Origin of the sequence: Bacillus cereus group sp. BfR-BA-01355 (assembly GCF_022663675.1) — a bacterium.
Taxonomy (GTDB): Bacteria; Bacillota; Bacilli; order Bacillales; family Bacillaceae_G; genus Bacillus_A; species Bacillus_A thuringiensis_S.
Map to the genome: position 1 here is coordinate 1 of NZ_JAKUFY010000073.1, position 13,122 is coordinate 13,122.

Sequence of the window (13,122 nt, forward strand, 5' to 3'; positions counted from 1 at the left end):
ATGATCACCATCATCATCACGGAGGCGGATTTTTCCCTGGAAGCTTTGCAGGAGGAGTGTTAGGTGGACTGACAGCTGGCGCATTAACGGGTGCAGCAAGTGGAGGGTATTATCCAGCGCCATATCCAGTAACTTATCCATCACCATACCCTGTAACGTATCCAATGCCATACCCAGGTTATCAGCAAATACCGTATTAAACTAAAAAAGAGGCTACCCTCTTTTTTAGTTTAATACGGTATTTATTTATAAAATACTTCCAAAATTAAGGTGAAAATATGTTAATATTTTGTTATTGTAATTCAAAAACATATACATTAATGTAGATTTTCATATTATTATTCGTGAATAGTTATGTAGTATGGTCTAATTTCTATTTTGTTATTAAAGAGTAAAGAGATCAGATGTGAATGGTATTAGTTAGAAACAGGGCTTGGATAGAGCCACTTAAAAGGATTGCAGTATAATAAGGTGCGAAATAATTAGGGAGATGAGAAGCTACTAGTTATAATTGAAACGGTATAATATTGCTTTTTATTACAAATAATATTATGTTATTTTAATCGGTCTATTTAAAAAGATAATTTATGTAATGGGCTAGTATTAGAAAATGAAATATCTCTATTTCTATGAAGAGAAACAGGTTGTGTTTTAGTCAGATAGGAAGCAAGGAGAGATGCGCATGCTAGAACAGAGAGGTCATGCATTATATGACTCTTCATTGCGAGATTTAAAGTTAGCATTAGATGAGTCTTCAATTGTTGCAATTACAGATCGAAAAGGTCTTATTACATATGTAAATGATAAATTTTGTGAAATCTCTAAATACAAAAGAGAAGAATTAATTGGAAAAGATCACCGTATTTTAAATTCAGGACATCATCCGAAAACCTTTTTTCAAAACTTATGGAAACGTATTTTGAATGGGAAAGTATGGACAGGTGAGATTCGGAATCGAGCAAAAGATGGTACATATTATTGGGTCAAAACAACAATTGTTCCATTTTTAAATGAAAAAGGAGAGCCATACCAGTTTATCGCAATTCGAAATGATATTAGTAGTAGAAAAGAAGCAGAACATAGATTGCGGCTAAGTGAAAGTCGTTATAGGGAACTTGCCTATCATGATGCTTTAACCAGTTTGCCGAACCGTTTGCAATTAATAACAACCGTTAATAAATTGATTGCAGATAAAAAAGAATTTGGTATGATTTACTTTGATTTGGACCGTTTTAAATTAGTAAATGATACGTTAGGTCATATGATAGGGGACTTACTTTTAAGCGAAGTCGCTTCACGGTTGCATTATGTACTAGGAGAGAAAGATGTTCTGGCTAGGCTAGGTGGCGACGAATTTGTGCTGTTAACAAAAAATCATAGGCAAGATGATATGAGTCAGTTAGCGACATCTGTGTTGTCATGTTTTCAGGCACCATTTATGTTGGAAGGCCATGAAGTATACATTTCAGCTAGTCTAGGACTTTGTTCTTATCCACAAGACGGACTAGACGTGGAAACGTTATTGAAAAACTCTGACTTAGCTATGTATAGTGCAAAAGAACAAGGTAGAAACGCTGCATGTTTCTTTACAGATGAGCTACGGGCGAAAATAAATCGTAGAATGAAAGTTGAGTTTGCTTTGCAAAAGGCAATTCGTGATGAAGAGTTAGATGTAGCATTGCAGCCTATTATTGATTTGAAAACGAAGAGATATTCTGGTATAGAAGCTTTAGTACGCTGTATGACAGAAGACGGCCCCATTGCACCAAGCGAATTTATCCCGGTAGCTGAAGAGTCTGGACTTATTATAAAGCTAGGAGACTGGGTATTAGAAAAATCGTGCCGATTGTTTAAAACATTGCCAAATTATCAAGAAGGACTAAAGTTATCTGTGAATTTATCTATACAACAATTAATGCAGAAACGTTTTATTTTGTCTGTACGTAGCATTTTAAAGAGAACTGGTTTTCCTCCGAACCGTTTAATATTAGAAATAACGGAAAGCATTGCAGTCCGCCATTTTGATTATATTATTGCTACATTACAAGAATTAAGAAATATGGGTGTTTTAATTGCTTTGGATGATTTCGGAACTGGCTATTCTTCCTTATATTATTTAAAACAACTACCACTGGATATTGTGAAAATTGATCGTAATTTTATTCGTGAATTTCATTATGATCACGCGCAACCAGAACGAACAATTGTAAAATCTGTTATTGAAATTGCTCATAGTTTAAATTTAGCAGTAGTTGCTGAAGGGGTAGAAACAGTAGAGCAAGAGAGTTTGTTACAATCAATGAGCTGTGATTATGTACAGGGATTTTATTATGCGAAACCTTTATCTGTAGGAGAGTTAAAAGAAAAGTTAATTACAGATTTTTAATAAAAAAGAGAAGCCAGCAGCTTCTCTTTATTTAATCCGTTTTTTGTGAGTCTTTCATTAGTACTGGATAAAGAATAAGACCTAATACGAACAATCCAATTCCTAAGAAGAACGTTTTTAAATCAGCAGTTCCCGTTTTGATAACCCAAATTGAGTATACAAATGCTAATGTAGTGATGATCCCGTCCTTTATTCGAGAACCAGGCATTATATCATACGTTTCTCCTGTAATAACCAGTTTGAATTGGTACAGAGTAGAAACTAGGTATGGAATTAAATAGGCTAATGTTGCTACGACAATAGCGAAACTATACGCTTCTGAAACAGTACCAGAAATCGTTGAAAATAAGAAAATTTGCGTCATTACATTTGTAATCAATAATGATTTTGAAGGACTACCTTTTTTATTTGTTTTCCCGAAAAACTTAGGGAAAAGTCCATTCTTTGCTGCCTGGTAAGGTACTTCTGAACTAACAACAATCCAACCAACTGTAGATCCAAATAAAGATATAAGAGCGAGTAAAGCCATGATATATGCGCCTTTATTTCCAATTGCTAAATTTAATGCGTCTACTAATGGTTTTTGAGACTCTTTTAAAGCATCTTGCGGAAGAGCTCCCATTGTAAGTAAAGTAATTGACATGTAAATAAGAAGAGCGATAATTAATCCGAAAATCGTAGCTTTTTTTACATCGCGCTGTGATTTTGCACGATTAGAAAGCATAACTGCTGATTCAATACCGATAAATGCCCAGAGTGTTGCAATAGCAGCTGAATTGATTTGTCCACCTAACGAGATGGATTGTCCTGCTTCATTCATAAAGGTTTGACCGTCTCCGAAATTAGAGGCATTGAAAATGAATAATGTAATTACAATAAACATTGTAAATCCGATAATTTTTGCAATGGTAGCAAGTAGATTCATATTTCCAGCTCGATCAATATTTTGAGAAAGAATATATTGAATTCCCCACAGCATAAGGCTACATACGAGGAAAGTTAATCCTTTTCCGAGTTCTAGTGAAAATCCGTTTATTGAAAAAAGAATTTGCTTACTTTGTAAAACTGGAAAGAATGTTGATAAATATCCAGCAAAGGAAATAATAACAGATGCTGTTGCAGCCCAGTTAGCAGCCCAATATCCCCATGCCATACTATATCCCGCAACTTTACCAGCTTTTTTTGAAGGAAACATCGCTTGAGCGTAGCTTTGTGGTCCAGCTTTTAATTCTGGTTTCCGAATCGCTAAATTTCCAAATACAAGTGCAATCATAAATACGCCAAGGCCTGTAATACTCCATGCGAGTGTAGAACCCATTGGCCCTGATACTTGTGCTAAATTTGCTGGAAGCATAAATACGCCACCGCCAACCATATTCCCGATAACAAATGCTGTTAAAACCCATAATCCCCATTTTTTCGTTTCCATTTTTGTTAACTCCTTTGTAGTAAGTTTTGCTTAAACATCATTTTTTACTAGCTTTTTGACAATAAAAAAAGAGCCATGTAGATAAAAAAATACCTACATGGCTCTTTCGCCAAAGCGTAGGTACAACGGGAATAACCCTTGTACCTACGCGTAATTTTTCCGCTAGGTTTCAAGGGTTACGTATGATGATGATGTTTTTGTGCAAATGAAACTACAGTTGTTGTATAAGTAAGCATAGTTCTTTGCTCCCTTTCTCCTCTGATTTTGAAGTTAGTATACTACATGTTTTTTTGAATGAAAAGAAAAATATAAAAATTTTTATAAAAATACGTTTTAAAGATTAAATATTTACCTATATTTTTCTTGTACTGGAAAATAAGTGAGAGATTGGCAGAAGAGTGAAGCATGTTATAATACATATAGAATTAGAAGGTGACAAGGGGCTATTGTAGATGATGAGTAAGTATGAACAAATTTATACAGAAATCAGTAAATCTATTGATAATAAACAATTAAAAGAGGGATGCAAAATCCCATCAGAAACAGAATTAATGAAGCAGTATGAGGCAAGCCGAGGCACGGTAAGAAAAGCTGTAGATTTACTGCAAGAGCGTGGATATGTGCAAAAAATTCATGGAAAAGGTGTTTTTGTTTTAAAGCGAAAAAATATTGAATTTAATTTTGGCGGTATTGTAAGTTTCCAAGAAGAAAATGAACGTTTAGGACGTCATTGTATTACGGAAGTTGTGGAAATGGACAAAGAAAAAGCCACAAAAGAAATTGCGAAATTATTAAATGTAAAAGAAAAAACAGAGATTGATCATATTAAACGTGTACGAAATATTGATGGAGAAAAAGTAATTTTAGATATAAATCATTTTGTATCTGAGTTTATTCCAGGATTAACGAAAGAAATTGCAACTGCATCGATTTATAAATACATTGAGAAAGAGCTTGGGCTACATATTAGTTATTCGCAGAGGGTAATTGAAGTACAGCCGTGTACAGAGGATGACAGAAAGTATTTAGATTTAAATGGAACAGACTATGTTGTCGTTGTGAAAAACTTTACACATTTGTATGATGGAAGTCAGTTTGAATACACAGAATCACGCCACCGTTTAGATATTTTTCACTTTTCGGATGTGGCACGCAGGAAGTAAAGAGGTGGAACAAAATATTGTTTCATCTCTTTTTTTATAAAAAAAAAAACACAAACTCGTATATACGAGTGTTGACTAACTTATATATACGAGTTAATATGTAATTGTAAACGGTATCAAAAAAAGAAAAGAGGGACGGGAATATGGGGAAAGACTATCGTAAAACAGCAGAGGAAGTGTTGCAGTATATTGGTGGGAAAGACAATATTGAACAAGCTGCACATTGTGTGACGAGGCTCCGTATCGCTTTAAAAGATGAAAGTAAAATAGATAATGATAAATTACAGTCTGTTTCATTAGTGAAAGGAGCGTTTCATAACGCTGGTATATTTCAAGTTGTAATTGGTCCAGGGGATGTAGATCGTGTTTACGCTGAATTGATAACGCTTGCAGGTATGGAAGAATCGACTGTAGCTGACGTAAAAGATTCTGGAAATCAGAAGTTAAATCCAGCTCAAAAGTTTGTGAAAATATTTTCGGATGTATTTATGCCGATATTACCAGCGATCGTAACAGCTGGTTTACTAATGGGTATTAACAATCTATTAGGGGCAAAGGACTTATTTTTTGATGGGAAAAATTTATTAGATGTTTATCCGAACTTAGGCGGGCTTTGGGATTTAATTAATATGATGGCCAATACAGCATTCGTATTCTTACCAGCACTTGTCGGGTGGTCAGCAACGAAGCGTTTTGGTGGTAGTCCAATACTAGGGATTGTTATGGGATTAATGCTTGTGCACCCGGCCTTATTAAACGCTTGGGACTATGGAAAAGCAGCGACTGGTTTAGAGGGTCAAAAGATTGAGTACTTCAATATTTTAGGACTGTTCCAAATTGAGAAGGTAGGATATCAAGGACAAATTTTACCTGTTTTAGTAGCAGCTTTTGTATTAAGTAAAGTGGAAATTTTCTTAAAGAAACATGTACCAAATGCAATTCAATTATTAGTTGTACCAATTACAACAATCGTTGTGACAGGTGTGTTAGCATTAGGAATTATCGGTCCGGTTACACGTCATATTGGAGATTTATTAACAGTAGGATTAGTAGGTGTATATGAAACAGTACCAGTAGTTGGAGCAGTATTGTTTGGAGCATTATATGCACCGCTTGTAATTACAGGTATGCATCATATGTTTATTGCAATTGATTTACAATTGATTGCACAGCACGGTGGCACATTCATTTGGCCAATGATTGCTCTTTCTAACATTGCGCAAGGTAGTGCGGCACTTGCAATGTTCTGGATTTCTAAAAATCAAAATGATAAAAGTATGGCATCAACATCAGCCATTTCAGCATACTTCGGTATTACAGAACCAGCGATGTTTGGTGTGAATTTACGAAATAAGTTCCCGTTCTATGCAGCGATTATAGGGTCTGCTGTGGCAGCGATATTCATTACATTAAATGGTGTATTAGCACCTGCTATCGGAATTGGCGGATTGCCAGCATTTATTTCTATCATTCCGAAATCGATTCCAATGTTTATTGTAGGAATGATTATTGCAGTTGTAATCCCATTTACTTTAACATGGTTATTTGCAAAAAGAGTCAAACAGAAGTAGGAGGAAGTTAAACATGAAGGATTGGCATAAAAGTGTAGTCTATCAAATTTATCCGAAGAGCTTTAATAGCTATTACAATAAAGAAACCGGTGATATAAAAGGGGTTACAGAGAAACTAGATTATTTAAAAGAACTCGGAGTGGATTATATTTGGTTAACACCGATATACCAATCACCACAAAATGATAATGGATATGATGTAAGTGATTACTACAGCATTGATCCATCTTACGGAACGATGGAAGAGTTTGAGGAACTTTTAGCAGAAGTGAAAGTACGTAACATTGAAATTATGCTTGATATTGTTGTAAATCATAGTTCGACTGAACATAAGTGGTTTAAAGAAGCGAAGGAAGATAAAAATAGTCCATATCGTAATTACTATATTTGGCGTGATGAAAAAAATAATTGGCAGTCTAAGTTTGGTGGATCTGCTTGGAAATATGATGAGAAGACGGAGCAATATTATTTACATTTATTTGATGAAACACAAGCTGATTTAAATTGGGAAAATGAACAACTTCGCGAAGAAGTATATGATATGATGCGTTTTTGGCTGGATAAAGGGGTAACAGGATTCCGATTAGATGTCATTAACTTAATTTCAAAAGACCAATGTTTCTTAAACGATGAAGGTAATACTGCGACAAGTGATGGACGCAAGTATTATACAGATGGTCCGCGTGTTCATGAATATTTACAAGAGATGAACCGAAAAGTTTTTGCAGGAAAAGATGTAATTACAGTTGGAGAAATGTCATCTACGACAATTGATAATTGTATTAAATATTCTAATCCTGAGCGTAATGAACTGAGCATGACGTTTAGTTTCCATCATTTAAAAGTAGATTATCCGAATGGTGATAAGTGGACGAAAGCAGAGTTTGATTTTATTAAATTAAAAGAGATTATGTCTAACTGGCAAATTGAAATGCAAAAGGGCGGAGGATGGAATGCGTTATTTTGGTGTAATCATGACCAACCTCGCATAGTGTCACGCTTCGGTGATGATAGAAAGTACCGAAATGAATCTGCGAAAATGTTAGCGACAGCTATGCATATGTTGCAAGGAACACCTTACATTTATCAAGGCGAAGAAATCGGTATGACGAATCCTAAATTCGAGTCCATCGAGCAATATCGCGATGTGGAATCGTTAAATATATACGATATCAAGCGAGAAGAAGGATTATCAAAAGGAGAGATTATCGGGATTTTAAAACAAAAATCTCGTGACAACTCTCGTACTCCGATGCAGTGGAATGAAGAGATGAACAGTGGTTTTACAACAAGTACACCTTGGATTTCAGTGGCTGAAAACTTTACAGAAATAAACGTAGAGAAGGCATTAGAAGATAAAGAGTCTGTATTTTATCATTATAAAAAGTTAATAGAACTTAGAAAAACGTATGATGTAATTACAGAAGGAGAATATGCTATTTTGGATAAAAATGATCCTAAAATTTGGGCATATACTCGTACTACAGAAAGTGAAGTACTACTTGTTATAAATAACTTCTATGGAGAAGAAATAACGTACTCTGTACCAGCGCACGTTCAATTAGATGGAATGAAACAAGAAGTACTACTGTCGAATTATAAAGATGCCAGCAAGGATATTGCAAAACTTAACTTAAGACCATATGAATCAATTGTGTATCGATATACGAAATAAAAAGGTTGTATGCCGCATGGGCATACAACCTTTTATTTTAAGACACCACTATACAAAATGCTTACTTCTACTTCAGGTTTAAACTTTACTTTTGCATAATCTTTATCCCAATTTTTTTTCCTCCATAACTCAGGGTGATAAGCGATAAGGTGTCTGCCGATACCGAAAGCATCACAGTTTGCTTTTTGGAGTTTGTTTATTATTTTTTTCGCCTCTTTCGTGAGCTGTTTAGACAGTTCTTTATTTAGTTTTTCTCTGTCGTCCATTGTATACAGATTATCTCTTGGAGATTCAATTGCTATAACTTTTAGTTGGAGCTTAATGTGAGCATAAACATTTCCTTTTTTATCTGTTGTTATTTTTAAGTTTCGTTTTAATTTCTGATTGCTCACGTCAATGGTAATGTAGTCAGACGTACTAGATGAATCGCTATTTGTAAGCTTTTGGGTTATGCGAGCGCTCGTTCCCATTTTATCAGTTAGTAATACGAAGAGTACCGATTGTCGTGAAGGTAAAAGCCCAGTTAATTTATCCTTATTAAATAGAGCTATCCCATTGGTTACAACTTCTTTTCCTTTTAGCTTTATAGATGGGAGGGTGAAATCTTTGCCGGGATCTAACATTTTTGTAGCGGCTGTTTCCAAAGTTTCATTTGGAAATATGCTCATGTCCTCTAAGCTTTTAATTTTTTTCTTTAGAAAATCTCCAATTAGTAAATTTCCTACTTTCTTTTTTTCTAGTATTGCAGCTGTTTCACCATCTACTGAAATAAGTTTTACCAGAGCAGTGGGGTTTGTAGGGTCCCGAAAACTAATATCTAAATAAGGTAATATCCCCTTTTTTTGAATTTTTGTTCCCAATAGTTGCACACCGTATTTGAAATAGCGAATATTTCCAGTCACATTTTCTTTCAAAGTATCGCTAGTATCGCGTATGTTACGGCCGGTTGCTGAATGTATTTCATTTTCAAATGAAGATTGTTGGCTTCCTGAACTTCTTACAAGTTCAACCGTTTGCTGAAGTTGATTTTCTTCTGTAATATCAAATCCAATACTATAAGCTAATCTAGCCTCTCTTAAAGGCTCTTGATCCCAGCAACCAGAAAGAAGTGAGCTAGCACATAAGATACTACATAATTTAACTGTTTTTTTGTGCATATGGAGCTCCTTTCTTATTTCTTAATAAGGAATAAAGAAGAAATAAAAAAGGAAGAACGATAATGAAAATATAAGTGAATTTATCAGTGAAATTTGCAATCAATTTTAATTCTTCAGGTGTATCTATAAATAAGGCGATACTAAAAGAAATAACTCCAACAATTGGAACAGATTTTTTATGATTAGCAAGGTTGAATATATGCCCAATACCTATAGAAGCAGCAGCGTAACAACTAGCAATAGAAGCTACGACAGTTATCATCCAAATTGGTATGAATATTAAATCAGTACGGTCTACAATCCCAATATGTAAGGAGCGCAATAAGTAAGCAACTGGCTCTGGAATAAGCTCAACTTGCTTTGGACTAAATACGATAAAGCAAATCCAAACAGTAAAAGCATAAAAAAGAGTTACGAATCCGTTAGCGATAGAAATTGCCTTTAGTTTTGCAACAGCAGTCCCATTTACTTTAGGAAATGCGATGAGAAAGATTTCAAAACCATACATAGCTGTAATTGTTTCTTTCGATGCTTTAATAATATTCCACCATCCAGCCTCTGTAATGGGAAAAATATAAGAAAAATCAGCCCGTGAGAGCCCAAGTCCAATTAAAAGCGCCATAGGTAAAATGAGAATAGAGGCCATGACATAAAATCGTACAATTACTTTAAAGGTATTATAGGCTACGTAGCAACAAGCTATTGTAAATAATAGGAGAATTGCGTACCAAGGAGTTGCTTGTAAAATCCATATTTTAATGACGGTACATGCATTTAACATAACGGTCATACCGATAAGAGTAAAATAAAAAACATAAGAAAACCCTAATAGTTTTCCAAATTTATTACCAAACATCATACAAGCAATTTCATACATATTTGCATCAGGAAACCTTCTTAATAAAAACCACATGAGTAAAATGATAAGTTGAGTTGCCAGCCCCGCAATGAGAACAGAAATCCATCCACCACCTTTTGCTATTGGGTGAAGACGGTTTGGGAGAGAAAGTATACCAACCCCGATTTGACATTGGATAACGAAAAAGGTCAATTGAACAAGTGAAATTTTACTTTGCGTGTTTGTCACCGTTCTCATCCTCTCTCGTTACATGTTGTCGTTGCATTTTTTTTGGTTTTGAATCATGTGGTCGTTCCCAAAATGACCAAATTGGAAATCTTACAAAGGAATCTTTCATATCTTTTATCCGCATTGGTGCAAGAGGAGAAAGATATGGTGTATGAAAAGAATGAAGTTGACATAAATGAACGAAAGTTATAATTATGCCGAATGAAATCCCTACATAGCCGAATATAGCAGCAAGAACCATTAACGGGAAACGCAGAATCCGAACTGCTGAACTCATATCATTTGATGGTACGAGAAAAGAAGCAATTGCAGTTAAAGCTACAACGATAATCATTGTGTAAGAAACGAGTCCAGCTTTTACAATTGCATCCCCAATTACTAAACCGCCTACAATACCGATTGTTTGTCCAACGCGGCTCGGCAAACGAATACCAGCTTCTCGTAATAATTCGAAGATCAATTCCATTAAGAGAGCTTCAAAAATAGGAGGAAGTGGCACTTGTTCTAATGAGGCTTTAATTGTATAGACGAGTTCGAGTGGCAACACATCTGGATGAAAAGCGACGGTTGCGATATATATAGCTGGTAAGAGAAAGGCGATTAAGAAACTTACTAAGCGAATCATTCGGACGAAAGAACCGACGATCCAGCGGTTATTATAATCATCTGGTGATTGATAGAAGGCAAAGAGTGTAACAGGAACGATAAGTGCTGTTGGATCTCCATCTGATAAAATAGCGACTCGTCCCTCCATTAAATTAGCAGCAGTTCTATCTGGGCGCTCTGTATTTAATTGCTGTGGGAATGGTGAGAAAGACGTATCTTCTATAAATTCTTGTATGTAGCCTGGTGGCATGAGTGCGTCTGTCTTAATCATTTCTAATCTTCTTTTCACTTCTGCAACGAGATCGTCATTAGCTATATTTTGAATATAAGTAATTGCCACTTTCGTGTGCATTTCTTCACCAAGTGTGAAATATTTAACGACGACATTTGGACTTTTTATGAGTTTACGAATAGACGCTAAATTGGTTGCTAAATCTTCTACGAAACCAGTATGTGGTCCGCGTACAATCCCTTCATTATCAGGTTCTGTTATAGCTCTTTTTAAAGATAATGCTGTTTCAAAAGTACAAAAGCTTTCGACATGTTCATGGAAATATAAAGATTTACCTTGTAATAAAAGTTGTACACCGTAATTTAAATTCGTTTCTTTTTTCATATTTAATGTAGAAAATGCTTTATCTAAAGATAGATCAGATCGAGTTAATAAGGGTTCAAGAGCTAATTGATGAATTAAATTTGGGTCTGCTAAAGATTCGATATATAAAATTATTCCTTTTCCGTTTTGAAAAGGGATATCTAATTTTTTTATATCATCTGAATGACAGAGCTTATTTTCAATGTAATTAATATTTTCCGGAAGTGATGGAAACATATGCTTTTGATTCTTACTCTTTTGCTGTTCTTCTTGTTGTGTCATAATTTCCACCTCTTTTAGAATAAAATTCCTTCTGTTAATTTTTGTCGTTTGTGAGAAATTTATGCTTGAATTATTTTTTTAAAAGAGAATTGAAAGTTACGTTATATTGTCTTTTGTGCATTATTCAATTTCATAGCAGTACTTCTCACATTTGTGTCGAATTAAGAAGATATATAGGAGGGATACATATGGAAATAGCTGTAGAACGTGTTTTTACGAAAGAGATCTTAAGAAGAGCGGCAAAGGCATTTCATGTAACAGTGGAAGAGAAGCCGCTTGGAGATTTTGAAAATTATATTTTTAAGGCGAAGGGAGATAATGATGAGGACTATGTATTACGTTTAACGCATTCTTCGCATCGCTCTAAAAAAGAAGTTGAAGCTGAACTAGATTTTTTACGATATGTTGCGGAGCATGGGGCAAAGGTAGCAGGACCTCTTAACTCAACTTCTCAAAATCTTGTAGAAGAAATTGGAGCGGAAGATAGCACTTTCTTTTTTGCTTCTTTATTTACATATGCAAAAGGTGAGCAAGTAAAAGGAGAGGAATCACCTTATTGGGGAGAGGCTTACTTTGAAGCATGGGGAAAAGCGATTGGACAACTGCATCGCCTAACAATGAGCTATCCTAAAACAGACTATCGTGATACGTGGGAAGAAGACGAAAGTGGAATTGTTAATGAATTAGAAGATGATCAAGTGAAAAAGATTGCAGCGGTATTAATGGATGAGATTAAGGCCCTTCCAGTTGAAAGAGAAACGTTCGGTCTTATGCACGGTGATATCCATCCCGGTAATTTTCATTATGATGGTAAAGAGCTAACAATCTTTGATTTTGATGATGCGGCTTATAATTACTTTATACATGATTTAGCGATGGTTCTCTATTACTCTATTCTATTTACACCATGGACAGCGGAAGAGAAGACAGACTTTGCTCGTAAACAGCTACAAGTGTTACGAAAAGGCTATGAGCATGAGCACAGACTGGCGGATATTTGGTATGAATCGTTACCGTTGTTTTTACGTCTACGTGATGTTGGTTTATACGGTACACTTCAAAAGAAGTTTAAGGGGAAAGGTATGCCAGATAACTTCCGAGAATTATCAGAAGAGCTATATGAAAGAATTATAAAAAGAGAAGCAATTGTGAATATATAATACATTTAGTT

Annotated in this window: 9 protein-coding genes and 1 pseudogene; 6 read left to right on the forward strand and 4 right to left on the reverse strand. The window is 35.0% G+C overall.

Annotated features, from left to right (window positions below; all coding sequences use genetic code 11):
* Both MR167_RS21180 and MR167_RS21185 read left to right on the forward strand, forming a co-directional pair.
* Positions 1 to 200, forward strand: a pseudogene (locus MR167_RS21180) (cobalt transporter); the annotation flags it as partial.
* Between the two features lie 482 nt (positions 201 to 682).
* Positions 683 to 2,386, forward strand: a complete 1,704-nt coding sequence (locus tag MR167_RS21185; protein WP_000893348.1) for a putative bifunctional diguanylate cyclase/phosphodiesterase — start codon at positions 683 to 685, stop codon at positions 2,384 to 2,386.
* 31 nt (positions 2,387 to 2,417) lie between these two features.
* Here MR167_RS21185 and MR167_RS21190 read toward each other — a convergent pair whose 3' ends face one another.
* Positions 2,418 to 3,815, reverse strand: coding sequence for an amino acid permease (locus MR167_RS21190; RefSeq protein WP_000448446.1), 1,398 nt, complete (start codon positions 3,813 to 3,815; stop codon positions 2,418 to 2,420).
* 452 nt (positions 3,816 to 4,267) lie between these two features.
* Here MR167_RS21190 and treR point away from each other — a divergent pair, with 452 nt between their 5' ends.
* The 3 genes from treR to treC all read left to right on the forward strand — a co-directional run bounded on the left by treR (position 4,268) and on the right by treC (position 8,224).
* The gene (treR, locus tag MR167_RS21195; protein ID WP_000987242.1) at positions 4,268 to 4,978 is read left to right on the forward strand and encodes a trehalose operon repressor; all 711 of its coding nucleotides are present in this window, start codon (positions 4,268 to 4,270) and stop codon (positions 4,976 to 4,978) included.
* Between the two features lie 143 nt (positions 4,979 to 5,121).
* Complete coding sequence (treP, locus tag MR167_RS21200; protein WP_000513939.1) at positions 5,122 to 6,549, forward strand: PTS system trehalose-specific EIIBC component; 1,428 nt, start codon at positions 5,122 to 5,124, stop codon at positions 6,547 to 6,549.
* Positions 6,550 to 6,562: 13 nt separating this feature from the next.
* Positions 6,563 to 8,224 (forward strand): alpha,alpha-phosphotrehalase, encoded by a 1,662-nt coding sequence (gene treC, locus MR167_RS21205; protein ID WP_242315404.1) that lies wholly within the window; start codon positions 6,563 to 6,565, stop codon positions 8,222 to 8,224.
* 32 nt (positions 8,225 to 8,256) lie between these two features.
* Here treC and MR167_RS21210 read toward each other — a convergent pair whose 3' ends face one another.
* From MR167_RS21210 to gerKA, 3 genes are read right to left on the reverse strand one after another with little or no spacing between them, the layout of a single operon-like run.
* Entirely contained in the window at positions 8,257 to 9,381 is a 1,125-nt protein-coding gene (locus tag MR167_RS21210; protein ID WP_242315405.1) for a Ger(x)C family spore germination protein, read from the reverse strand.
* The gene (locus MR167_RS21215; protein WP_000185806.1) at positions 9,362 to 10,468 is read right to left on the reverse strand and encodes a GerAB/ArcD/ProY family transporter; all 1,107 of its coding nucleotides are present in this window, start codon (positions 10,466 to 10,468) and stop codon (positions 9,362 to 9,364) included. The genes MR167_RS21210 and MR167_RS21215 overlap by 20 nt, the downstream gene beginning before the upstream one ends.
* The gene (gene gerKA, locus MR167_RS21220) at positions 10,449 to 11,951 is read right to left on the reverse strand and encodes a spore germination protein GerKA (protein WP_000193671.1); all 1,503 of its coding nucleotides are present in this window, start codon (positions 11,949 to 11,951) and stop codon (positions 10,449 to 10,451) included. The genes MR167_RS21215 and gerKA overlap by 20 nt, the downstream gene beginning before the upstream one ends.
* A gap of 188 nt (positions 11,952 to 12,139) precedes the next feature.
* Here gerKA and MR167_RS21225 point away from each other — a divergent pair, with 188 nt between their 5' ends.
* Entirely contained in the window at positions 12,140 to 13,111 is a 972-nt protein-coding gene (locus MR167_RS21225; RefSeq protein ID WP_242315407.1) for a phosphotransferase enzyme family protein, read from the forward strand.
* The last annotated feature ends 11 nt before the right edge of the window (positions 13,112 to 13,122 follow it).

Excerpts from the sequence above, each read along its gene's own strand:
- MR167_RS21185 (WP_000893348.1), top strand. The coding sequence starts at position 683 with ATGCTAGAACAGAGAGGTCATGCATTATATGACTCTTCATTGCGAGAT.
- MR167_RS21190 (WP_000448446.1), bottom strand. The coding sequence starts at position 3,815 with ATGGAAACGAAAAAATGGGGATTATGGGTTTTAACAGCATTTGTTATC.
- treR (WP_000987242.1), top strand. The coding sequence starts at position 4,268 with ATGATGAGTAAGTATGAACAAATTTATACAGAAATCAGTAAATCTATT.
- treP (WP_000513939.1), top strand. The coding sequence starts at position 5,122 with ATGGGGAAAGACTATCGTAAAACAGCAGAGGAAGTGTTGCAGTATATT.
- treC (WP_242315404.1), top strand. The coding sequence starts at position 6,563 with ATGAAGGATTGGCATAAAAGTGTAGTCTATCAAATTTATCCGAAGAGC.
- MR167_RS21210 (WP_242315405.1), bottom strand. The coding sequence starts at position 9,381 with ATGCACAAAAAAACAGTTAAATTATGTAGTATCTTATGTGCTAGCTCA.
- gerKA (WP_000193671.1), bottom strand. The coding sequence starts at position 11,951 with ATGACACAACAAGAAGAACAGCAAAAGAGTAAGAATCAAAAGCATATG.
- MR167_RS21225 (WP_242315407.1), top strand. The coding sequence starts at position 12,140 with ATGGAAATAGCTGTAGAACGTGTTTTTACGAAAGAGATCTTAAGAAGA.